The organism is Thalassotalea fonticola (genome assembly GCF_032911225.1).
In the GTDB taxonomy this organism is placed as follows: Bacteria; Pseudomonadota; Gammaproteobacteria; order Enterobacterales; family Alteromonadaceae; genus Thalassotalea_A; species Thalassotalea_A fonticola.
On the sequence record NZ_CP136600.1, the window covers coordinates 1900153 to 1923865 of the forward strand.

The following is a 23713-nucleotide window of genomic DNA, read 5'->3' on the forward strand; positions in this document are numbered from 1 at the left end:
TAAAGCTAGACGTTGATATCAACCATTAAATCGTCAGAAATCCCCTCTAAAGCCTCGACTAAGTTATCAATGTTATCTTCACCGTTAATAGAGATAATTGCAGATGCTTTAAAGATGGTATGGCCAAAGTCTGGTGCACTGCCCTGGCTACTCGCCAATTTAATCAGGTTGCCATGTTGTTTGTGGATCACCGCCGAAATTTCGCCAACAATACCTTGCCGGTCGTTAGCCGTAAGCTCTAGAGAAATAGTGCGGTCATCGTATTTAATTGGATGTGTAACTTCAACATTAACCTTTAAGCCTTCGATATCTTGAATTTCACTGGCTAATTTTTCAGCGTTATCTTCTGTAACTAATATTTCTAATATGCCGGCAAAAAAGCCAGATAAATGGCGTAAGTTACTGGTTTGCCAGTTACCACCATTTTTTTTAATAATTGATGCTAAATTCTCAACAATACCGGGGCGATCATTCCCTAAAAACGAAATTACTACATGTCTCATAAATCATCCCCTTAATGACAATTAGGTCGTAAAACTATTTAATACTTTTTAATGAATTCAACTAATTAATAACAGAGCAGATTTGTTTACGCAAAGAATTTTAACTATTTTTTCCATAAGGTTGCTATCAGCACTATTATTTTTTAGTCTGGAACTACAATACCAATTCTAGTAAGTTTGTTCACAGCTCAGAGCTTTGTCAGTGGCCTAATAATAAACTAAATTTTATAGGTATAGTTATTCTATACCCATGAAATCTTGTGAAATTATTAGGCCACTGAAAAGCTCCCAAGGGCGAGTTTAAAAGACTTATAAGCTGCGTTATTGATTTTGACAAGGGAACAACCATTCTCTTCAATCAATGTCTTGCCTATAAGCCTTTTAAATCTCGCTGAGTGGGAAAAAACTTACTAGACTTGGTATAACTACAGCTTAATAAGTTCAATTAAGCAAGTTATAGCAAATATAAAAATGAGAATAAGATGAAACTTAACAAAATAGCGGCAACTTTATTATTAAGTTGTGGATTAACGACTGGTTTATTGTCGGGTTGCTCTGATAATGATAACCAAAGCGCAACTGAATATACTTTATTAGCTGATGCACAATCTAGATTAAACATCTATAAAGAAGTTACCTTAAATGCCGACTTAAGTCACTTAAGCAGCAACCAAAAACAGCTGATTTCACTTTTAATTGATGCATCTAAAATAATCGATAATTTATTTTGGCAACAAGCGTTTGGTGATAATAAGAAACAATTTTTAGCCAGTATAAAAGACCCTGCCACCCGCCGTTTTGTTGAAATTAACTATGGTCCTTGGGATAGACTAAATGGTGACAAACCGTTATTAACAGGCACTAACGATAAGCCCGCAGGTGCACAATTTTACCCTGAAGATATGACTAAAGAGGAATTTGAAAACAGCGATTTTGAAGGAAATAAGTCGTTATATTCAATAGTCAAAAGAAACGAAAAAGGTCAGTTATTTTCTATCCCTTACTCTGAAGTTTATAGTAAACAGTTAGAGCGTGCTGCGGCGATACTAGAAAAAGCAGCAAGCTTTGCCGATGATAAGGAGTTTGCTAACTATTTAACCATGCGTGCTGAAGCCTTTAGAACCGACCAATACCAAGCCTCTGATTTTGCTTGGATGGATATGAAAAACAATCCTATTGATGTAGTTATTGGCCCTATCGAAACTTATGAAGATTTACTTTATGGTTATCGCGCAGGTTTTGAATCATATGTATTGATCAAAGATTTAAGCTGGAGTGAGCGGTTAGCAAAATATGCTGCGTTTTTGCCTGAATTACAAAAAGGCCTGCCGGTAAGTAAAAAATATAAAGCCGAAGTTCCCGGCTCGGATGCCGATTTAAATGCTTATGATGTGGTTTATTACGCCGGCCATTCGAATGCAGGTTCGAAAACCATTGCCATTAACTTACCAAATGATGAGCAAGTACAACTTGAAAAAGGTACACGCCGCTTACAACTTAAAAATGCTATGCGTGCTAAATTTGACGCCATAATGCTACCTATTGCAGACCAGCTAGTGAGCGAGGAAGATCGCAAACACGTTACTTTTACTGCATTTTTTGCCAATACCATGTTTCATGAAGTTGCTCATGGTTTAGGTATCAAAAATACCATTAATAATAAAGGCACTGTTCGCCAAGCATTAAAAGAGCATTCTTCTGCGTTGGAAGAAGGGAAAGCTGATATTCTTGGTTTATATATGGTTCGCCAATTATTAGCCAAGGGCGCAATAACTGAAGGTGAATTAAAAGATTATTACACCACCTTTATGGCCGGTATTTTCCGTTCTGTTCGTTTTGGCGCATCAAGTGCTCATGGTAAAGCCAATATGGTGCGCTTCAACTACTTTAGTGACAATGGCGCATTCGCCAAAGACGACTTGGGGTTTTACACCGTTGATATGGACAAAATGACTAAAGCTATAGACTCATTATCTGAATTGATTTTAAAACTGCAAGGTGATGGTGACTATGATGGTGTTGGTAAATTGGTAGCTGATATGGGACTTATTCGTGAAGATTTAGCGGCAGACTTAGCTAAACTTGAAGCGGCTAGTATCCCGGTCGACATTGTCTTTAAACAAGGTAAGATGGTGTTAGATTTATAAATCTGAACTTATAATAGAAAAATAAAAACAGCGCTATGCGCTGTTTTTTTAATTCAAATCAAAAATTGACTTTAGTCATCATCACCGTCGTCATCTCCTTTATAACCTAAAGGAAAGTTTAATTCAGCTTCTTCACCTGCAGAAACAGTAACCAGACTTTTTTGCCCCTTAGGTTTAGGTATTACAATGCCTTTATCATCGAATGTATCATCACATGCAAACACTAACGTGTAGTCTTTGTCAGAGCCTTCGCCGGTGGGGACAAAGCCGAATTCATATTCGTATTCGTCAACATCGATACTTACTTCGTCATCATCTTCATCTTCGTCTAACTTAACGAGCGTACTTGCAAAAGCTTGCACCGCTCCCTCAGGAACATCTTCAGGATTGTCAAAATCTACCAATTCAATTCCATCTGCGGTTTGGTCACCTTCGAACAAATAAACAACATGATCAGGGCCTGTGCACTCAGCATCTAATGCCACGATTCCTTGCTCTTCAAATAGGTTGACGTCACCTTCAATATGACCGCTATTGGTATTAACAACCACTCGGACCCCATGTGGTCTTAGGATAAAACCATTTTTTTCTGGATCCTTGCCCCTCATCACTAGTGACTTTCTTAAATCGAATTCAACGGTATATGCCGGACCAACAGGGGTTTCCGTAGCTTCGAGTAACATTTCGAACGATCCTACTTTCAACTTCGAACTAGGAACCTTAAGGTCATACTCTGCTTCATTGTTTTCGTAAGAAACGTACGACATATCATTAATCACTACAAGTGTCATTTTATAGTGGCCTATGGGCACTTCAATATCATCACTCTCATTTACAATTGCCAGTTGTTCATTGCCTGTATAGTCCACTAAATTAACACTAATGGTGCCTTCACCGTCGAAATCATCAATAACTATGGTTTCTCTCTTATCATCGTCGTCATCGTCATCGTCATCGTCATCATCGTCTTCGTCGTCAATTGGAGTTAATATAATCTGGTCGATGGTAATTACCACCTCATCGGTTTTATCTACGGGAGCATCCGATATTCCTAAAGAAAATGGTACAGATATTGTTGGTTCGTCGCTTGAATCACCGCCACAACTGTTAACACCGAGTGCAACAGACACCATGAGAGCAGCGTAACTAAGTTTTACTTTTAACATAAGTTACCCTTACTTTTTTGAAAAGTATCCTTTATTCTAGTTGAATATTTAAGAGTTTCTTCTTTAAAGCTTGCCAGCTCGCTACAAACAATCAAAAAAAAGCCCTAAGCAATTGTTTACTCAGGGCTTTTAAACTTAGAATATTTTGTTTAATTTATGGACGATAAACTTTTACATTCATAAAGCCATTATCGTGAAGGTATAAGGCTTGCAGCTTACTCATCACGCCACGATCGCAATATAAAAGATAGGTTTTATCTTTTGGTAAGTCACCAAATTGAGTCGCCAATTTATAAAATGGAATGTGTTTCACATCTATTTCATCAAATTCAAGTGGATTAGCTTCTTCTTCTTCAGGGCTGCGAATATCAACAATCACATTATCATGACCAGCACTGTCTACGGTTTCAACTTGAGAAACGGTATTTACTTCCGCTTCTGTTTCTGTGGCAATGTCACGAATGTCTTGCATGCGTGTTTCTTCAACCACTTTATCAAGTATGCTCATATCAAAATTAGCTTCTTCAGCTTCAATTTTTGACATTACCGCTTTTACGGTTGGCTTTTGTGAAATAACACCACAATATTCAGGAATAGTCTTGGCAAAATCTTCGGTGCCAATTTTACGAGCTATATTGATGATATCTTGCTTATCATAAGCCGCTAAAGGGCGAAGAATAAGAGTTTCAGTAACTCTATCAATCACATTTAAATTAGTTAATGTTTGGCTAGAAACCTGACCTAAAGCTTCACCAGTAATTAATGCTTGAATACCACGTTTCTCAGCAATTTGAGCAGCAGCGCGCATCATCATCCGTTTTAAAATAACGCCCATTTGGCCGTTTTCAACTTTCTCTAGAATTTCGGCAACTACCGGTTCAAAATCGACGGCAAAAAACTTAATGCGATGTGATGAGCCGAATTTGTTCCATAAATAATAACTTACTTGTTTAACACCTACCTCATGAGCAGAGCCGCCTAAGTTAAAGAAACAAAAATGGGTACGTGCCCCCTTTTTGATCATTTGATAACTTGCAACACCTGAATCAAAACCACCAGACATTAATGACAACACATCTTCTTGAGTAGCTATTGGAAAACCACCCAGCCCTTCATGGCGCTCGGTTACGATAAGTAATTTATCATTTTTCACTTCAATGCGCACAGTAACATCAGGCTTTTTAAGTTGTACACGGGCTGACTCAACATTTTGATTTAAACCGCCACCAACATATTGTTCTAACTCTAAAGATGAGAAATCATGTTCACCTATACGCTTGGCGCGGACACAGAAACTTTTGTTTTCAATTTTTTTACCATGAACAGCAAGAGTCTTTTCAAAAATATCGTGTTTGTCGGTAAACTCAAATTGTTGAACTTCCAAAAAGTGCGCAATACCTGGAATACATTGTAGTGCTTCAATTAACTTTAAACGGTTTTCAGGCGTAACGTTTTTACTGGTAACTTCGATATTGTCCCAGTTCATTTTAGTGCGTACCTCTTCATCGACACGACGAAGTACATTTTTGATGTTGCCATCTAAAATTTTAGTGAAACGCTTACGTACAGGGCGTGACTTAATGGCAATTTCTGCCTGTAATTTAACGATAAACTTCATTATCAAAACCAATTAATTAAAAACGGGCGCATTATACACCAACAAAAGTATGAAGTAATGTAATTTGCGGCCTTTAAGTTTATACCAATTAAGTAAAATACAGGGTAAAATGCTTACAATAATTATAATTGTTTTTATCTTTGCCGGTTAATGAGCATAGATATCAACATGAGTGTAGGTAGGCGAACGTGAAAAAACCTGAAAATCAAAGCTTTGAAGAGTCTATGAGTGAACTTGAAACTATTGTCGATGACCTTGAACAAGGTGATTTATCTTTAGAAGATTCAATGAAATTATTTGAACGAGGTTTATCTTTAAGCCAAGCCAGCCAAAGTAAATTAAGCCAAGCCGAACAAAAAATTCAAATTTTGTTAAACAACAATGGTGAAGAGCAACTTCAGCCATTTACGGATAACGAGAGTCAAGATTAGTGTCCCAATTAGAAAATTTAGCATTATTTCAACACAGAATAGATAACTTTTTAAAGCAAAAGCTTGCTGAAATTAGTATTAATGATCCTCGCCTGTTCGATGCGATGAACTATGGCTTACTTATTGGTGGCAAACGTATGCGCCCATACTTAGCCTATGTTACCGCCGAAATGCTTGATTTAGATTTAGATGACATTGATCCTATTGCCGCCGCTTTAGAATGCATTCACGCTTATTCATTATTGCATGATGATTTACCGGCCATGGATGATGACGACTTACGTCGCGGTCAACCAACCTGCCATGTAAAGTTTGATGAAGCAACAGCAATACTTGCCGGCGACAGCTTACAAACTATGGCTTTTGAGATCATTGCCAACCACCAATTTAAAAATGTTAATGCGCGCACTCAAATAAAGCTAATTCAAATGATCAGTTCAGCCGCGGGTTATCAAGGTATGTGTGGCGGCCAAGCGATGGATTTAGCGGCTACTGACAAAAAAGTAGCACTTGAACATTTGCAAAAAATCCACCGTTTAAAAACAGGTGCATTGTTACAAGCGGCCATTTTAATGCCAGCGAGTTGCCGTGAAGATTTACCCGAACAGACGTTTATTGGATTACAGGAATTTGCTGAGCAAATTGGCTTATGCTATCAAGTACATGACGATATTATTGATATCACCAGCACTGAAGAAACCCTTGGCAAACCAGCGGGGTCTGACTTAGATTCTAATAAATCTACCTATCCTGCGTTATTAGGTTTAGAAGGTGCTATTGAAAAAGAACAACTGTTATTTCAGCAAGCACTTTCAGCTTTAGAAGCTTTACCCTACAATACACGCAACTTATCTAATTTTTCGACGTTTATTATTAAACGTGCACATTAAGAAATACTGATTTTATATGACTACAGACTTGTCTAATTACCCACTACTAAAGCAAATTGATAAGCCAGAGCAGCTGCGTGATTTTTCGCAGGAGCAGCTTAAACAAATTAGCGATGAATTACGCAGTTATTTACTGAATTCTGTCAGTAAAAGTAGTGGTCATTTTGCCTCTGGCCTAGGTGCAATTGAATTAACCGTTGCCCTGCATTATGTTTATAACACGCCTTTTGACAATTTAATTTGGGACGTCGGTCATCAAGCCTACCCTCATAAAATACTAACTGGCCGTCGCGATCAATTGCACTCCATTCGTCAAAAAGAAGGATTACACCCATTTCCTTGGCGCGAAGAAAGTGAATATGATGTATTAAGTGTTGGCCATTCCAGTACCTCAATTTCGGCAGCGTTAGGCATGGCCGTTGCCGCTGAGAAAGAAAACAAGAATCGTAAAACCGTTGCTGTAATTGGTGACGGTGCGATGACTGCTGGCATGGCTTTTGAAGCGTTAAATCATGGCGGCGATATACACAAAGATATGCTCATTGTATTAAACGATAATGAAATGAGCATTTCAGAAAATGTAGGTGCATTGAATAACCACTTAGCTAAGTTATTATCTGGTAGTCTTTATACCGGCCTTAGAGAAAGCTCGAAACGTATCTTAGGTTCAATTCCACCGATTAAAGAGTTAGCGTCTAAAGCGGAAGAGCATTTAAAAGGTATGGTGGTACCCTCTACATTTTTTGAAGAGTTAGGCTTTAATTACATTGGCCCAATTGATGGTCACGATGTAAATGGCATGGTTGACACCATTCGTAATATGAAGTGCTTAAAAGGTCCACAAATATTGCATGTAATCACTACCAAAGGTAAAGGTTACGAGCAAGCAGAGCAAGATCCGATAAAGTATCACGCGGTACCTAAATTTGATCCAACAAGTGAAAGCTTGCCTAAAAGTGCGCCTAGCCTGCCAAGTTACTCTAAAATATTTGGTGATTGGCTGTGTGAAACGGCGGAGCTTGATAATAAACTTGTTGCTGTAACTCCTGCCATGCGCGAAGGCTCTGGTATGGTTGAATTTAGTCAACGTTTTCCGGATAAATATTTTGATGTTGCTATTGCCGAGCAACATGCAGTTACTTTTGCCGCAGGTTTAGCAATTGGTGGAAACACCCCGGTTGTGGCGATATATTCAAGTTTTTTACAACGCGCATACGATCAGCTTATTCACGATGTAGCCATTCAAAATCTACCGGTTTTATTTGCCATAGACCGGGCCGGTATTGTCGGCGCAGATGGCGCAACTCATCAAGGTGCGTTCGATTTATCTTTTATGCGCTGCATACCAAATTTGGTAATTATGTGCCCAGCGAATGAAGCTGAGTGTCGTTTAATGCTAAGTACCGGTCATAAGCATAATGGCCCTGCAGCGGTTCGATACCCGCGTGGCAACGCCATTGGTGTTGAATTACCAGAAATAAATAGCACAATTGAAATAGGTAAAGGCTTAGTACTACGTGAAGGTAAAAATCTGGCGGTTTTATCATTTGGTACTATGTTAGCTGCAGCACAAAAAACTGCCGATGAACTTGATGCAACTCTTGTTGATATGCGTTTCGTTAAACCACTTGATCAAGCATTAATATCTACCTTGGCAAGTACTCACAGCCATTTCATTACTGTAGAAGATAACGCTATTGCTGGCGGCGCCGGCTCTGCAGTTAATGAATATGTTCTGGCAAATCAGTTAGGTACTAAACTACTGAATATTGGTATACCTGATGAGTTTGTTAAACATGGTACACAAGATGAGATACATAAAGAGCTGGAACTAGACGCTAACGGTATATTAGCTAAAGCGAAAGTTTTTATTCAATAACGCTTCTTTCCTCATCTATAAAGCTCTAATATCACGGATATTAGAGCTTTTTTTTACTTCATGGATGAAGGAATGCAAATTGCCATGGACGGCTTTAAATTTGTACTTCATGGATGAAGGAATGCAAATTGCTTTTGGACCATTACTTCACATCCTTGTGATCATGGCATACACAACTTCCCTGTTGAAATCGGCTTTAAATTTGTACTTCAAGGATGAGGAGATGCAAGCCGGTTGAGATAGGGTTAGTTTGTTAACAAAAGGCTCAGTATAAAAAGAAATTCTACATAAAAAAAAGCGCGTTACTTCAGGTACGCGCTTATAGAGTCAAAAGCAGTCCAGGGAAAAATTGCTTTCAATAAGTAGGACGATGCTTTGCCGATATAGTTCAAATTAATTCACATTTTTTTTAATTAACTTTAAACTCCCTTCTCAGCCCCGCCATTAAGGCTTTATAGCGTCCGAATAAATTCGGACCAACCAAGTTAAAGTCAACTAAATGCTATACTGTTCATTTGTGCGTTATAGATAAATAGCGCAAAAAAAAACGCATAATATTATGCGTTTAAAATGTCATTCATAAGGAAATAAAATGTCTTACCCTTTGTATGAGTGGTAGTTTTAAATTTAGTTCAAAAAAATTTAAAGTTTTTCTAAAAAATTTATTTCTCAAAATAATCAGCTAAGAATTCATCGAAAGCCAAGGTGTCTGCAGCCTCAATCTCTTGCTGTTTCACTAATGATGTTTTGGCGAGTTCGACCAACAAATCTTTATTAAACACTTGATAATCATGTTCTTTTGCTTCTTGATTATATTGGTTCACGTAATCCATTGACCAAGTAACAATGCCCTTGCCTGTTGTTAATAACTCATCGATGATTCGAGCCGATGGCGTTAATGTTGGGTCATTAATCTTCGCTAACTCGGCCTTAACTACATTGCTATATTCGCCTGTCTGATAGGCTTTGTCATACAACTTGGCAATCAACTCCATTTCAACAAAAATTTCATTCCCCCATTGCGGTATAGTCTTTTCTGCTCCGCAATCGTTTAAAGTTAATAAAGGCTTACGACCTTCTAAAATAACTTTATTGGTATTGTTATTAAATATCTGCTTTTGCTCGGCAGTTACCGTTGGACTATCTTTGAGCATGCAAAGGGTAATAAAGACATCTAAAAAGTACATTTGCTCTTTACTAATGCCGGTACTTACAAACGGGTTAACATCCATTGCGCGTACTTCTATGTACTCAACACCGCCTTCTTTTAATGCTTCAGAAGGTTTTTGTCCAGATTTAGCAACGCGTTTTGGTCTAATAGGCGCGTACAATTCATTTTCAATTTGCAAAATATTGCTATTTAATTGCTGATATTGACCATCAACTTTTACGCCAATTTTAGCAAACTCTGCGGAAGGCAAGTTAATCGCTTTTTGCACGCCAGCAACATAACTATCGATATGATTATTACAAATTTGAAGGTTAGACTGTGACGTATTAGTATACCCCAAATCACTCATTCTAAGTGATGTTGCATGTTCTAGGTACAAACAACCTGCAGGGGCTTTTTTAAACGGTAAACTTTGCGGTTTGCCTTGCAAAAATGACGGGCATAATGCAGGAGAACTGCCAAATAAATAAGGGATTAACCAACCAAAGCGTTTGTAGTTTCTAATTAATGAAAAGTAACGCTCTGAAATAAAATCTTGCTTGTCTTGAGTGTCGCCGGTAATTTCTTGCAAGCTTTCAAAAAAGTCATTTGAAAATGAAAAATTAAAATGTATACCAGCAATAACCTGCATCATACTACCGTAGCGGTTCTTTAACCCTTGACGATAAACGGTTTTCATTTTTCCTATATTTGAAGTGCCGTATTGTGCAAGTTGTACTTCGTCTTGATCGACTACCATACATGGCATACTCATCGGCCAAAAATAATCACCCTCTACGTTTTCTAGAGTGAATTTTTGAATATCTTTTAATTGATTCAAGGTTTCATCAATTGAAGGTGATACCGGGGTTATGAATTCTAATAAACTTTCAGAATAGTCGGTAGTGATATACTCATGGGTTAACGCTGAACCCAAAGCTTTATTATGACCTTGGTCAGATAACTTACCGTCGGGCTTTATTCTTAGCGTTTCACGTTCGATACCACGTTGAACGCCGGCAATGGCAGATAAATGCTTTTCTGAAAAAGTCTTGGTTAAATCTAAAATAGAAAAAGTCAAAGTCACCCCTGAATACAAATAGGTTTTCTAATGAATTGTATTGAAAATACACCAATTTGCTTATTATAGTCATTAAGTTATAAATGTGGGGCAAGGATATTATTTTTCAATACCTGCCAAGCGTTTTTTCTGTAGAATCAGACAAATAATTTATATCAAATAACCATTAATTATTACCGATTCACATATATTCAACGCCTATTGTACAGTAATTACACAAGCGTTTTTAAGTGTAACTAACGGCCTGAAATTGCGAACATTTCTTTGAACTCGTTAACATTGCCATGTAGAGTAAGGGCTGTTTAATTTTTTAAGTATCTATGTTTATGCAAGAATCCGCTTTTACCTTACTCCCCCCGGCTCTAGCTATTGTTATTGCCATTTGGCGAAAAAATGCCATTTTAGCGTTAATTAGCGGTCTGTTTTTATGCTTTTTGCTATTAGAAAGCTGGAACCCAATAACCGCAGGTATAGACACATTAGCTGGTGTTGGGAATGTGTTCGGCTCTACAGGTAATGCACAAATAATTGCTTTTAGTTTATTGATTGGCGCATTAGTTGAATTAATGAATCGCTCTGGCGCTGTACAAGGCTTCATCGACAACTTGGCAAACTTAAGTCTGGTAAAAACCAAACGGCAAGCGACCTTGCTACCAACCATAGTAGGGACAACTATATTCACCGATACGAATTTAAGTATGTTTTCAGGGGGGATGGCGTCGCAAAAACTGTTTGATCAACACGGCATTAGCAGAGCCAAATTAGCCTACCTTCTTGACTCTACCTGCTCGCCAATTAGTGTTCTATTTCTTATCAATGGCTGGGGCGCATACTTATTAGGTTTATTAGATGGTTATAACCTGGCAGATCCTGTAAGCGTTTTACTGGGCACTCTAACCTATAACTTCTATGCGATAATTGCGGTACTGCTTGCTTATTATACAGCCTACAGCGGTAAGGTTTACGGACCTATGGCCAAGTGTGACCAATTAATGCAATCGCCATCTGATGTTGACTATATTAAGCCGGCTAAAGCTCGTGTAATGTGGCTACCAATGATCAGCTTATTAGTGCTAACCTTGGTGCTTTTATGGGTAACGGGTGATGGAGATATTCGTCGTGGCTCTGGTTCATTTTCAGTCTTTGTTGCCATAGTTTCAGCATTAGCGTTATTGATTGTAATGATTTTCGCTTATAAATTACTTACCCTAAAAGAACTTACCGACGGCTTTATTAAAGGCCTTAAAAATATGCTGCCTGCAGTGACTATTCTAGTGTTATCGTTTGCCTTTGGCGATGCCATTAAAGCGCTCGGCACTGGTACTTACGTTAGTAGTTTGATAAGTAGCGACTTTCCTTTAATTTTAATTGCACCACTAATATTTTTAGCCGCCGGGATCATGGCATTTTCAACGGGTACATCTTGGGGTACTTTTGCTTTACTCATACCTATTGCGGTTCCTATCGCATTAGATACTGGTTTACCGGTGCCATTTCTAGTTGCTGCAGTGTTAAGTGGCGGTGTATTTGGTGATCACGCATCACCAATTTCAGACTCTACCGTTGTCGCCTCTATTGCTAGTGGTTGTGATCATTTTGAACATGTTAAAACACAACTGCCGTATTCATTGTTTGCTGCCACATTAACAATCATTGGTTTCTTAATTGTCGGTGCATCTGTTCAGATATGAGTAAACAGCCCTTTGCAATTGTTTTTGAAAACACCGACTTTGTTGTCGTCAATAAAGCTGAAAACGTTAATTTTCACGATGAAGACGAATTAGGAGCCGGCCTGTTTAATGTAGTTAAACAGGCACAAAACTACGAAGAGTTATATCCGGTTCATCGGCTTGATAAAATGACTTCTGGTCTAGTCTTATTTGCAAAAAATAAAGCAGTTGCTGCGCAATTAGGTAAGTTATTTGAACAACACAAAATACAGAAATTCTATCTCGCCATCAGTAAAGATAAGCCGAAGAAAAAGCAGGGTTGGATAAAAGGCGACATGGAAAAAAGTAGGCGCAGTAGTTGGCGTTTAGCCCGAACCATGTTGAATCCAGCGATAACCCAGTTTTTTTCTTATGCGTTACTGCCTAAAGTAAGGTTATTTATTGTTCGACCATTAAGCGGCAAAACTCATCAAATTAGAGTGGCGTTAAACAGTATTGGTAGCAACATTGCTGGCGATCCTATTTACAATCCCAGTGACAATTCTGATCGAGGTTACCTGCATGCATATGCGTTAAAGTTTGAATTAAATGATGAGCAGTTTGAATTTATACAGCTCCCCAGCACAGGTGAATATTTTCAAATTCAACAGTTTAAACAGATACTAGAAAACATAGGCCAGCCATGGTTATTAAACTGGCCTAAATAGTCACTTTAAGCCAACATTCTAAAACGCTAAGCGCACACCGACACCGGCAATTTCTGATTCAATTTCATTGTCAAATACTAAATACTCGGCATAAATGTCTAACGTATCAAGAATATCAATAGACATTCCTATCCCGCCAAAAGCTTCTTCACCATCATCACTATGCTTGTCACCATTAATTACTGTTTCGCCTTCAACAAAAGCAACACCGGCTTTAGCGTAAACTTCTAGAAATGGTCCTACCGGAAGGTAGGCAACGCCAGCGACAGTATAGGCTTCAGCTTCAGACTTATAATTACTACCATAGGCTTCACCTGAGAAGCTGCCTAAATCATAATAACCACCTTCAACTGAGAACATGAAGATATTGGTATCAATAAAGTTGTAACCAAGAAAAAACGCGCTTACTTCGTCATCATCATTGGTGGGAACACCTTCGGTTTCAGATTGATAAGCACCAGCGCCGATATAGATATCAGCAATAGCTTGATTTGATATTCCCATAAGAGCAAGGGCAGCTATAGGCGTAAGGAACGTTTTTTTGACTGAAGTTTTTAACATTTTATTATCCTAAACTTTTATTATTTCCCTTTAAGTATGAATGTCGATAATTAATTATTTAAGCCAAACAATGTAATGAATCGCAACTTTTTGTATCAATAGCATAATAAATAGGCTTAATGGTTTATTTTGCCAGCTTAGCAATCTTTTATTGTGCGATATTATCGATTCTGTCATCATTAACTCAGTTTAAAAGGTTAGTTGTTAAGCAAGAAATTATGAATATCAGTGAACGACAATTTCAATATTTGCATACTATGGGTGTGAGCCTATGGCAAAGTCGGGCTGAGTTTTTTCCAAAAGATAACTTACCTCAAACAGAAGTTGAAAAAGTTTCATCAGAGCCTAAGGTTGCCGATACCAATAATACAATTAAGGCGGCTAAAAATGTTGAACAAGAAAGCGAGATTAAACATAACTTTGACAACATAGAGCAATTTCTTACTCATCCTTTGAGCGCCGACATATTACTTGCTTTAAACTGCGATAAATCGAAAGCATCGTTAACTACAACAGGCGTTCAACTAGATGGTTTGTTATGGCAATTTAACAGTGATGACAAATGCGACTACTATCAGCAAACTCTTAATACGCCTAATTTAGACCAGTTAACAAAAGATAATAATTTAAAAGTTGCACTTTGGGCCTGTCTTTGCAGCCATTTAAACGATGGTAATAATTAAATTTATTCACTTTAGAGCACTCTATTCACCATGACTAAGTCAGTAATTAACAACTTCAATAAAAACCATGTTGACGTAATATATGCTATCGAAACCGCCAGTAACCCATTTCCGTGGACTAGAAAAACGCTGTTAAGCTGTATTGGTGGCAGGTATGTTACCAAGCAATTAATCGTTAATAATAAAGCTGTAGGGTTTTATGTTGGCGACTTGGTTATCGATGAATTTACCTTGATGGAAATTTGCGTTCATCCAGATTTTCAAGGTAAAGGCTACGGTCAATTACTGCTATCTGACTTTCTTAATATAGCCAAGGAAAAACAGGTAGTGAAGTGCCATTTAGAAGTCCGCGCTAAAAATATTGCCGCGCAAATGCTTTATATGAACAATGGTTTTATGCAAGTCCACCGCCGTACGGGTTACTACCCTGCAGCCATAGGGTATGAAGATGCATTAGTTATGAGTTTATCGCTGTAAATATCCACTTCAAATCAATAATTTTAACTGGTTAATCCCCCAACAATATACGTTTTTGATTTTTATTCACAGCTAATACAAATTTTCGCAGTAAAATCAGTCATAATTACTGCTTAAGCGTTTCTATTTCTGTATAATACTGCGCTTTTATGCCGGTATACTTTTAAAGCACGAGCATAAACATCCAGATAACACCAAATTTATTAAGCAGCGAGTAATTGTAAAACATGACAATTCAACAGCAGGAAGTGAGCAAGCGCAGAACTTTCGCCATCATCAGTCACCCGGATGCGGGTAAGACAACTATTACTGAAAAAGTATTACTCTTTGGTCAAGCGTTACAAAAAGCCGGCACGGTAAAAGGTAAGAAGTCTGGCCAACATGCCAAGTCTGACTGGATGGAAATGGAAAAAGACCGTGGTATTTCAATTACCACCTCTGTTATGCAGTTTCCTTATCAAGATTGCTTAGTAAACTTACTAGATACTCCTGGTCATGAAGATTTCTCCGAAGATACTTATCGTACGCTGACTGCGGTTGATTCTTGTTTAATGGTAATTGACACCGCTAAAGGTGTAGAGGACCGTACCGTTAAATTAATGGAAGTCACCCGATTGCGTGATACCCCAATCATTACATTTATGAATAAAATGGACCGTGATGTACGTGATCCAGTAGAAGTAATGGATGAAGTTGAAGAAGTTTTAAAAATAAAATGTGCACCTATTACCTGGCCAATTGGCATGGGGAAAGAGTTTAAAGGCGTATATAACCTGTTAACTGACGAAGCTATTTTATACAAAACGGGGCAAGGCCATACCATTCAAGAAAAAGTAGTGATCAAAGGCTTGGATAATCCTGAACTTGATGTGGCGGTTGGCGCTTTTGCGGAAGACTTACGTGAAGAATTAGAATTAGTAATAGGTGCTTGTCATGAGTTTAACCTAGAAGAATTCTTAGCTGGCGAGTTAACACCGGTATATTTTGGTACTGCACTAGGCAACTTTGGTGTTGATCACATGCTTGACGGTTTAACTGAATGGGCTCCTACACCACAACCTCGAGTTACAGACAAGCGCGAAGTTACAGCTACAGAAGAGAAGTTCTCAGGATTTGTATTTAAAATACAGGCCAACATGGACCCAAAACATCGTGACCGCATTGCCTTTATGCGTATTTGCTCAGGTAGCTATACCAAAGGCATGAAAATGCGCCAAGTACGTATTGGCAAAGACGTTAAAATTGCTGACGCGGTAACCTTTATGGCTGGCGATCGCTCTAATGTTGAAGAAGCTTATGCTGGTGACATTATTGGTTTGCATAACCATGGTTCAATTCAAATTGGCGATACCTTTACCGCTGGTGAAGAGATGAAGTTTAGTGGCATTCCAAACTTTGCTCCTGAAATGTTCCGTCGTATACGTTTGCGTGATCCATTAAAAGCGAAACAATTACAAAAAGGTCTTATTCAACTTTCAGAAGAAGGTGCCGTGCAAGTGTTCAGACCTATGAGTAACAACGATATGATCGTTGGCGCCGTTGGTGTGTTGCAGTTTGAAGTTGTTGTACATCGCCTGAAAAATGAATATAACGTTGATGCGTTGTACGAACCAATTTCAGTGGCAACTGCCCGCTGGGTGAGCTGTGAAGATGTAAAAGTAATGACTACATTTGAGAAAAAAGCTTACGACCATTTAGCTTTAGATGGCGGTGATAACTTAACGTATATTGCCCCTACAATGGTTAATTTAAACCTAACTCAGGAACGTTACCCTGAAGTAAGTTTCAATAAGACCCGTGAACATTAATACCAATTGTAATAATTAGAGATTTAGACAGAAGATACTATGAATATTCGTCAACTTTTAAATGAAAAAGTAAAAGCTGCCATGGTTGCAGCCGGCCTACCAGAAGATACTAACCCAGCAGTAAGTGCTTCATCTCGACCACAATTTGGTGATTATCAAGCAAACGGGGTAATGGGCGCAGCGAAAAAATTAAAAACTAATCCAAGAGAGTTAGCGCAAAAGGTACTGGATAACCTAGATATTAGCGATATTGCTGAAAAACTAGAACTTGCTGGCCCAGGTTTTATCAACATTCATTTGAACAAAGCTTGGCTAGCCGAACAGTTAGCTATTGCGGCAAATGACGAGCACTTGAATGTTAGCCAAAATCCAACACCTAAAACTGTTGTTGTAGACTACTCTGCCCCCAACCTCGCAAAAGAAATGCACGTAGGTCATTTACGTTCAACCATTATTGGTGATGCTGTAGTTCGTGCCTTAGAATTTCGTGGTGAAAAAGTTATCCGTCAAAACCATATGGGTGACTGGGGTACACAGTTTGGTATGTTGCTCGCCCACTTAAGCGATAAACTTAATAGCAACGAAGTGGCTGAAACTGCCCTTGCTGATTTAGAAAATTTCTATCGAGAAGCAAAAATTCGTTTTGACGAAGAAGAAGGTTTTGCTGACCGTGCTCGTGATTTCGTGGTGAAATTACAAGGCGGCGATACTGATTGCTTAGTGTTATGGAAACAGTTCATCGATATTTCTATTCATCACTCAGAAGAGATTTATGATGCATTAAATGTAACGCTGACGCGTGACGATATCATGGGTGAAAGTGCTTACAATCCAGACTTACCTAACGTTATTAACGAGCTAATGGAAAAAGGCATTGCTGTTGAAGACCAAGGCGCTAAAGTTGTTTTCATTAAAGAAATGGCTAACAAAGACGGTGAGCCGTCAGTATTTATCGTGCAAAAATCTGGTGGCGGCTACTTGTACGCAACAACAGATTTATCAGCATGTAGATATCGTAGTGACGATTTAGCTGCAGATAGAATTATTATTTTTACTGATGCACGCCAAGCTCACCATTTTAAACAAGTAGAAGTTACTGCACGTAACGCAGGCTTCCTACCTGAAACTACTGGTTACGATCATTGCCCGTTTGGCATGATGATGGGTGATGATGGCAAGCCATTTAAAACGCGTACCGGTGGTACGATTAAACTTGCTGAGTTGCTGGAAGAAGCCGTAACTCGTGCAACCGAGTTAATGGCTGATAAAATTGCTGATTTTTCAGTTGAAGAACGTAGCGAAATAGCTCGTAAAGTAGGTATTGGCGCAGTTAAATACGCTGATTTATCGAAAAATCGTACGTCAGATTACATCTTTAACTGGAAAACCATGCTCAGCTTTGAAGGGGCCACGGCACCTTACTTACAATACGCATTTACTCGAGTGCAAAGTATTTTCAGAAAAGCAGGTGTAGAAGCAAACTCTATCACCGCTGATATGATAATTTCTGAGCCACAAGAAAAAGCCTTGGCGGTTAAGTTAATGCAGTTTGAAGAAGTATTAGACGCAGTGATCAGCGAATGTACGCCTAACCTGTTGTGTAACTACTTATACGAGTTAGCAAGTTTGTACATGAGCTTTTACGAAGCTTGTCCAATTCTTAAAGATGATGTTACTGAAGAAGTTAAGCTATCCCGTTTACGCTTATGTAATGTTATTGCCCGTACTCTGGAGCAAGGCTTAGATCTTCTGGGTATTGAAGTAATGGAAAGAATGTAAATTCTTTATAACGGGACACAACTTTATTTAACAAAGGTCTGCAATTGCAGGCCTTTTTTGACTTCAGTGACGAAGTAATACCAGTTCGCGTAATGATGTGATCAATTGATAATGATATAGAAAGCTTTAAAACAATTGAAAGTTTGAATAGATAGTTATTCCCGGCAATTGCTCCTGCATTGCTCTTATCTCCTACATCCATGTAGGGAATATCTTTTTGAAATTGACTTCAGACATCCCTGCCTTCAGCCCAAATGGCTACAAAGCAGAGATAAATTGTTCCCGACAATTTGTTCAGGAAGTTATCAAGCTTTATATACATTCCCGAAGGGGAACTCATGTGTTGTTTATATGAATTACTCAATGACCAGATCATTATACGGATTGGTATAAAGCAAATTGCAACTGGCAGCTTTAAACTTGTTACTTCAGGGAGAAAGAATGAAAACTGCCATGGATGGTCATAAGTTTGTGAAAAAATTAGGCTAAACTCTTCGACTTGTACTACTTTTAAAAGTATATAAAAATATTAACAAATGAGTAACTAGTGAAAATTCCAGCCATTACAAGAAAGCAATCAGGCCTTACAGCTATTGAGTATGCTATTATTTCTGGCTTAATTTCTATTGGTGTTGTCGGCAGTTTTTCCTCCCTCGGCGACGATGCAGGTAATTCCATAATAGAGTTGGCTCAAGGTGTTGAATCTGGTGGTTCAAGCGGTTCAGGTGGCTCTGACTCAGGTGGCTCTGACTCAGGTGGCTCTGGTTCAAGTGGTTCTGGCTCAGGAGGTTCTGGCTCAGGAGGTTCTGGCTCAGGTGGCTCTGGCTCAGGTGGCTCTGGCTCAGGTGGCTCTGGCTCAGGTGGTTCTGGCTCAGGAGACTCTGGCTCAGGAGACTCTGGCTCAGGAGGTTCTGGCTCAGGTGGCTCTGGCTCAGGTGGCTCTGGCTTAGGCGACTCTGGCTTAGGCGACTCTGGTTCAGCTGGTTCTGGCTCGGCTGGTTCTGATTCAGGAAGTTCTGGCTCAGATAGTTCTGGCTCAGATAGTTCTGGCTCAGATAGTTCTGGCTCAGGTGACTCTGACTCAGGTGGCTCTAGCGGTTCTAGTTCAAGTGGCTCAGGCTCAAGTGGCTCTAACGGTTCTAGTTCAAGTGGCTCAGGCTCAAGTGGCTCTGGCTCAAGTGGCTCTGGCTCAAGTGGCTCTGGCTCAAGTGGCTCTGGCTCAGGTGGCTCTGGCTCAGGTGGCTCTGGCTCAGGTGGCTCTGGCTCAAGTGGTTCTGGCTCAGGAGGTTCTGACTCAGGAGGTTCTGGCTCAGGAGGTTCTGGCTCAGAAGGTTCAGGCTCTGAAGACTCAGGGGCAGGAGGCTCTGACCCAGGTGGTTCTGGTGCAGGTGGTACTGGTTTAGATAACTCTGCTTCAGGTGGCTCTGGCTTGAATGGGTCTGATCCAGATGGTTCTGGCTCAGACAGTTCAGCTTCTGATGGAATGGATTCAAATGTAGTGTCAGGCACTGAAAACGATGCTGTTTCAAATAAAATAACAACAGATCAATCTAAGTTGACATGGCTATTGCTATTGCTGCTCCTTTTAATTGCAGCATTCATTGCAAGTCGAAAGTTTTCAAACAGCAAAGCTAAGAAGAAAGCAGTTAAATAATTTATAATTAACTTGCCTTTGCGAAGCAAGTCTTAGTTTTATCTATTGATATATAAGCACAAATAAAAAACAACATGCACATCGAAAATGTAACTAAAAAATTTTCATCGTAAGTTAAAATATCAAAATAATACAAACCATTTTCAATTAAGCCCGCGCCTGCGCCAAAAGCAAATAGAAAATATTTATTTAAGGTTCCATTCGCTTTTAATAGTTTCGCCAAAAGATAGCCTAACACCGGAACAAATGACCAAAGTAAAAATACTACAACAGAGAAAAACATCGCTAAAATTGAAATATTTGAAAAAAATAGTCTCTCAATTAAAGGCACAAACTGAACAACAAAATAACCAAAGTATAAATACAGCATATAAACAAATTACCATTATCCATTTTTTATTAAATTGATAATACTCGATAAAATTGCTCATTTTCTTGATCTAAATGTAGTTTTCAATAATTACCTAATCAAAAATTACACTCCTTGGGATTTGAAATGATGTCAGTATTTGTTAAATGCTAATGCTGGTTAGATGATTCCACTAATTTTTCTGCTTGCCAACGAAGCCAACCACTGGCACCAAGACTAATCGCTTTTTGAGCAAGTGCGCGAGCTTGCTCAAAACGAGATTGAGCAAAGCGTAGTTTCCCCAAACGATAATAACTTTCTGGGTAGCGAGGAGCTATTCGAATTGCTCTCTCTAAAGATAATGACGCCGCAGAATCATCACCATCATGGAGTTGTTGCTCGGCTTTTTCAAACAGCTCAACAACGGCCGTAGGAGCTTCTGCAGTATCATCTACCGGGGCGGGTTTAGCCTTAACGGTAGGTATTGGTTGAGTTTTTTCTTCGGTCACTGGCGTAGTTGAACATGCGGTTAAAACCCATGATAAACACAGCAAAGCTAATTTTTTATGCAATTTCAATACTTCTCTCAATACTCTTAATTATCTATTAAATCACGAAACCAATCGATAACTCTTTCTAGCCCCTGGCGACACCGTATTTCTTCACTAGGTTCATAGCCTGCGACAAAGGGCAACGCAATGGCATTAGAGCAAGACTCTTGACTGCCTTGGCCAGTATCATTATCAACCCATACTATTTCAATGTTTTCTGGCGGTAAATTCTGAATAGGTAACACGGAGCGCTCACTGAATATATCAGCCCACACCCTTAATGCGCCACTTGCCCCGGTTAACCCCGTACTGGCATTATCGTCTCGGCCAAGCCAAACTACCGCCATCATATCACCTGAAAATCCGGCAAACCAGCTATCGCGTAAGTCATTCGTTGTGCCAGTTTTTCCTGCCACAGGAAATTTGGGTAACAGCCAATCAAGCGCTTTGCCGGTGCCTTCATGGGTTGCAGCTTGTAAGGCATGACGTAGGATATAGATAGATGCAGGATCAAACCTCTGTTCAACCGCCAAAGGGTAGCTATTTAATAGTGTTCCGCTCGGCTCTATAACCGCATTTATCGCCAGCAGCGGCGTATAAAACCCGTCAGCCGACATGGTTTGAAACATCTGCCCTACTTCAATTGGTGCCATTCCAACGGCGCCCAGCGTAATAGAAGGCAATGCAGCCAGGGGCTGTTCGATCCCTAAACGATTAATCGTTTTAATAATAGTTTCTAAGCCAATTTGGTTACCTAAGCGCGCAGTTGCTTGATTGTATGAATTAGCTAATGCCCTATATAAAAGAACATCACCATGACTCAGTTGATCATAATTTTTAGGGTTCCATTGGTTGCCATTCGGTAACTGCTGCGAATATTCTTCATCATTAAGAAGAGAAGCAAGGTTGTATATTTCAGGTTGTTCAATAGCAGTTAAATACACAGCAGGTTTAAGCAGTGACCCTACCTGTCTGCGAGCATCTATGGCACGGTTAAACCCCGCATAACGTGCATCTCGGCCACCAACAATTGCTATCACTGCACCGGTATTTGGCCTGGTTATAACTACCGCGCCTTCAAGCGCGGTACTTTGACCACTGGCCTCATGTTTGGCAATGGCTGTATTTAAACTCTCTTCAGCACTGGATTGTACTAATGGATCAAAATGGGTAAATATTGATAAACCATTAGAGCTAAGATCTTCGGCTTTATAATCTCGTTGCAGTTGTCGCCTTACTAAATCAAGGTATGCAGGGTAGCGCTTAATATTAGAGTCGCCTCTTTCCCCCATGGTTAAGGGTTGTTTTTTCGCACGTTCAGCGGTTGTTTCATCAAGATATTGTTCACGAACGGCAATATCTAACACCAAGTTTCTACGACTTAATGCCCGTTTAGGGTTGCGCCATGGATTATAATAATTAGCACCTCGTACCAAAGCCACCAACATGGCTTGTTGCTCAATAGACAACTCCGCCAAGGGCCGCCTGAAATAATACTGGCTGGCTAAACCAAAACCGTGTATCTCCCTGGGACCATCTTGACCAAGATATACTTCATTGATGTAACCTTCTAAAATCTCGCTTTTACTAAAGTGAAGCTCAAGCAACAAGGCCATTAATGCTTCTTTCGCTTTACGTGAAAAAGTACGTTCTGAACTTAAATAGAAGTTTTTAATTAACTGCTGAGTTAGTGTCGACGCGCCTTGAGAAATAACGCCTCCCTTAATGTTAGCAAGCGCCGCGCGAGCAATACCGCGCGGAGAAATACCAAAGTGCTGATAAAAGTTATCATCTTCAACGGCCACTAGCATGTTTTGCAATGGCATTGGCACCTCAGACAGTTCAACTAACAATCGGTCTTCATTGTGGGCGGGATATATTCCACCAATAACTACGGGCTCTAACCGCACTAATTCAGCGCCGTCGCTGGTAATTAAATGCGTAACAGCGTTATTTTTCAGGGTCATTTCAATTTGACGTTCAGGCTCAAGGTAGTCACTAAACTGAAACCCTGGGGTATATAAATGAACTAGCCCCCCTTCGATCATTACTTGCCCGGGCTGACTGATGTTATTTACAAATTGATAGCCCAATTGCTTTAACTCAATGGTTAAATCATCAATACTTAAACTCGCACCGTTATATAGTTCTAGAGGACGCGCATAAACGGTAGAAGGAACAGACCATTTTTTATCGGTAAATGTTGTACGAATGGCAAAATCGAGATAAACCACAACTACTGAAAAACCAACAGCTGTAATAAACAGTAATTTCAACCATAATCGTTGAGTGAACCTTTTCTTTTGTTGCGCCAAATTAACCTCTATTTATCTGTTCAAATTGAGTTAATTAACATTAAAGTTAGTAAAACTCCTACCTCATCTTATACCAATGAGAATAGTATTATATGCTTGTTCATAATGTCGTAATAGATATCTTGCCAATAATCGAGAAATTAATTACTTTTGATAATACTCAAGGTTTTTACTTTGCGCTAAATCACCTATCTCGCATTGAATTGACCTAAATCAAGTAAATATCGCAACTAACTTGCCAAGTGCGACATTCTGTCACACTGCAACAGCACAAATATTCGATACCATAAATAC

19 protein-coding genes are annotated in these 23713 nt (G+C 39.2%); 11 read left to right on the forward strand and 8 right to left on the reverse strand.

The window, feature by feature from the left end:
* Positions 1-5: 5 nt before the first annotated feature.
* Entirely contained in the window at positions 6-503 is a 498-nt protein-coding gene (locus RI844_RS07655) for a glycine cleavage system protein R (RefSeq protein ID WP_348397856.1), read from the reverse strand.
* Positions 504-985: 482 nt separating this feature from the next.
* Between RI844_RS07655 and RI844_RS07660 the strand changes: the two genes are divergently transcribed.
* A complete protein-coding gene (locus tag RI844_RS07660; RefSeq protein WP_348397857.1) occupies positions 986-2650 on the forward strand; it encodes a dipeptidyl-peptidase 3 family protein in 1665 nt (554 codons plus the stop codon).
* Between the two features lie 71 nt (positions 2651-2721).
* On the opposite strand, the gene RI844_RS07665 is transcribed toward RI844_RS07660, so the two are convergent.
* The gene (locus tag RI844_RS07665) at positions 2722-3816 is read right to left on the reverse strand and encodes a DUF4382 domain-containing protein (protein WP_348397858.1); all 1095 of its coding nucleotides are present in this window, start codon (positions 3814-3816) and stop codon (positions 2722-2724) included.
* A 154-nt stretch (positions 3817-3970) separates the two neighbouring features.
* Positions 3971-5434 (reverse strand): tRNA uracil 4-sulfurtransferase ThiI, encoded by a 1464-nt coding sequence (thiI, locus tag RI844_RS07670; protein WP_348397859.1) that lies wholly within the window; start codon positions 5432-5434, stop codon positions 3971-3973.
* Positions 5435-5622: 188 nt separating this feature from the next.
* Between thiI and xseB the strand changes: the two genes are divergently transcribed.
* Genes xseB through dxs form a run of 3 tightly spaced genes read left to right on the forward strand, consistent with a single transcriptional unit; the run spans position 5623 to position 8634 of the window.
* On the forward strand, positions 5623-5865 hold the full coding sequence (gene xseB, locus RI844_RS07675; protein ID WP_348397860.1) for an exodeoxyribonuclease VII small subunit: 243 nt from the start codon (positions 5623-5625) through the stop codon (positions 5863-5865).
* Positions 5865-6755, forward strand: coding sequence for a (2E,6E)-farnesyl diphosphate synthase (gene ispA / locus RI844_RS07680; protein WP_348397861.1), 891 nt, complete (start codon positions 5865-5867; stop codon positions 6753-6755). The genes xseB and ispA overlap by 1 nt, the downstream gene beginning before the upstream one ends.
* 16 nt (positions 6756-6771) lie before the next feature.
* Positions 6772-8634, forward strand: coding sequence for a 1-deoxy-D-xylulose-5-phosphate synthase (gene dxs, locus RI844_RS07685; RefSeq protein ID WP_348397862.1), 1863 nt, complete (start codon positions 6772-6774; stop codon positions 8632-8634).
* Between the two features lie 662 nt (positions 8635-9296).
* Here the strand turns inward: dxs and gshA are convergent.
* A complete protein-coding gene (gene gshA / locus RI844_RS07690) occupies positions 9297-10871 on the reverse strand; it encodes a glutamate--cysteine ligase (protein ID WP_405054479.1) in 1575 nt (524 codons plus the stop codon).
* A 320-nt stretch (positions 10872-11191) separates the two neighbouring features.
* Between gshA and RI844_RS07695 the strand changes: the two genes are divergently transcribed.
* Both RI844_RS07695 and RI844_RS07700 read left to right on the forward strand, forming a co-directional pair.
* Positions 11192-12556, forward strand: coding sequence for a Na+/H+ antiporter NhaC family protein (locus RI844_RS07695; RefSeq protein WP_348397864.1), 1365 nt, complete (start codon positions 11192-11194; stop codon positions 12554-12556).
* A complete protein-coding gene (locus RI844_RS07700) occupies positions 12553-13242 on the forward strand; it encodes a TIGR01621 family pseudouridine synthase (protein ID WP_348397865.1) in 690 nt (229 codons plus the stop codon). Before RI844_RS07695 ends, RI844_RS07700 begins: the two co-directional genes overlap by 4 nt.
* 18 nt (positions 13243-13260) lie before the next feature.
* Here the strand turns inward: RI844_RS07700 and RI844_RS07705 are convergent, their stop codons facing one another.
* Positions 13261-13803, reverse strand: a complete 543-nt coding sequence (locus tag RI844_RS07705; RefSeq protein ID WP_348397866.1) for an outer membrane beta-barrel protein — start codon at positions 13801-13803, stop codon at positions 13261-13263.
* A gap of 218 nt (positions 13804-14021) precedes the next feature.
* Between RI844_RS07705 and RI844_RS07710 the strand changes: the two genes are divergently transcribed.
* The 5 genes from RI844_RS07710 (at position 14022) to RI844_RS20325 (ending at position 20204) form a co-directional block, all read left to right on the forward strand.
* Positions 14022-14486 (forward strand): hypothetical protein, encoded by a 465-nt coding sequence (locus tag RI844_RS07710; RefSeq protein ID WP_348397867.1) that lies wholly within the window; start codon positions 14022-14024, stop codon positions 14484-14486.
* A 30-nt stretch (positions 14487-14516) separates the two neighbouring features.
* A complete protein-coding gene (gene rimI / locus RI844_RS07715; RefSeq protein ID WP_348397868.1) occupies positions 14517-14963 on the forward strand; it encodes a ribosomal protein S18-alanine N-acetyltransferase in 447 nt (148 codons plus the stop codon).
* A 227-nt stretch (positions 14964-15190) separates the two neighbouring features.
* The gene (gene prfC, locus RI844_RS07720) at positions 15191-16771 is read left to right on the forward strand and encodes a peptide chain release factor 3 (RefSeq protein ID WP_348397869.1); all 1581 of its coding nucleotides are present in this window, start codon (positions 15191-15193) and stop codon (positions 16769-16771) included.
* Between the two features lie 39 nt (positions 16772-16810).
* Positions 16811-18550, forward strand: a complete 1740-nt coding sequence (gene argS / locus RI844_RS07725; protein WP_348397870.1) for an arginine--tRNA ligase — start codon at positions 16811-16813, stop codon at positions 18548-18550.
* Positions 18551-19097: 547 nt separating this feature from the next.
* On the forward strand, positions 19098-20204 hold the full coding sequence (locus RI844_RS20325; RefSeq protein WP_348397871.1) for a Flp family type IVb pilin: 1107 nt from the start codon (positions 19098-19100) through the stop codon (positions 20202-20204).
* A gap of 7 nt (positions 20205-20211) precedes the next feature.
* Here RI844_RS20325 and RI844_RS07735 read toward each other — a convergent pair whose 3' ends face one another.
* The 3 genes from RI844_RS07735 to mrcB form a co-directional block, all read right to left on the reverse strand.
* Complete coding sequence (locus tag RI844_RS07735) at positions 20212-20535, reverse strand: hypothetical protein (RefSeq protein ID WP_348397872.1); 324 nt, start codon at positions 20533-20535, stop codon at positions 20212-20214.
* Between the two features lie 188 nt (positions 20536-20723).
* The gene (locus RI844_RS07740; RefSeq protein WP_348397873.1) at positions 20724-21131 is read right to left on the reverse strand and encodes a hypothetical protein; all 408 of its coding nucleotides are present in this window, start codon (positions 21129-21131) and stop codon (positions 20724-20726) included.
* A gap of 17 nt (positions 21132-21148) precedes the next feature.
* Positions 21149-23419 (reverse strand): penicillin-binding protein 1B, encoded by a 2271-nt coding sequence (mrcB, locus tag RI844_RS07745; protein WP_348397874.1) that lies wholly within the window; start codon positions 23417-23419, stop codon positions 21149-21151.
* Positions 23420-23713 lie beyond the last annotated feature (294 nt).

Bases quoted from the DNA above. Each gene is read 5' to 3' on its own strand.
- RI844_RS07655 (WP_348397856.1), bottom strand. From the start codon at position 503: ATGAGACATGTAGTAATTTCGTTTTTAGGGAATGATCGCCCCGGTATT.
- argS (WP_348397870.1), top strand. From the start codon at position 16,811: ATGAATATTCGTCAACTTTTAAATGAAAAAGTAAAAGCTGCCATGGTT.
- RI844_RS07665 (WP_348397858.1), bottom strand. From the start codon at position 3,816: ATGTTAAAAGTAAAACTTAGTTACGCTGCTCTCATGGTGTCTGTTGCA.
- dxs (WP_348397862.1), top strand. From the start codon at position 6,772: ATGACTACAGACTTGTCTAATTACCCACTACTAAAGCAAATTGATAAG.
- RI844_RS07710 (WP_348397867.1), top strand. From the start codon at position 14,022: ATGAATATCAGTGAACGACAATTTCAATATTTGCATACTATGGGTGTG.
- RI844_RS07705 (WP_348397866.1), bottom strand. From the start codon at position 13,803: ATGTTAAAAACTTCAGTCAAAAAAACGTTCCTTACGCCTATAGCTGCC.
- thiI (WP_348397859.1), bottom strand. From the start codon at position 5,434: ATGAAGTTTATCGTTAAATTACAGGCAGAAATTGCCATTAAGTCACGC.
- RI844_RS07695 (WP_348397864.1), top strand. From the start codon at position 11,192: ATGCAAGAATCCGCTTTTACCTTACTCCCCCCGGCTCTAGCTATTGTT.
- RI844_RS07660 (WP_348397857.1), top strand. From the start codon at position 986: ATGAAACTTAACAAAATAGCGGCAACTTTATTATTAAGTTGTGGATTA.
- rimI (WP_348397868.1), top strand. From the start codon at position 14,517: ATGACTAAGTCAGTAATTAACAACTTCAATAAAAACCATGTTGACGTA.
- prfC (WP_348397869.1), top strand. From the start codon at position 15,191: ATGACAATTCAACAGCAGGAAGTGAGCAAGCGCAGAACTTTCGCCATC.
- RI844_RS07700 (WP_348397865.1), top strand. From the start codon at position 12,553: ATGAGTAAACAGCCCTTTGCAATTGTTTTTGAAAACACCGACTTTGTT.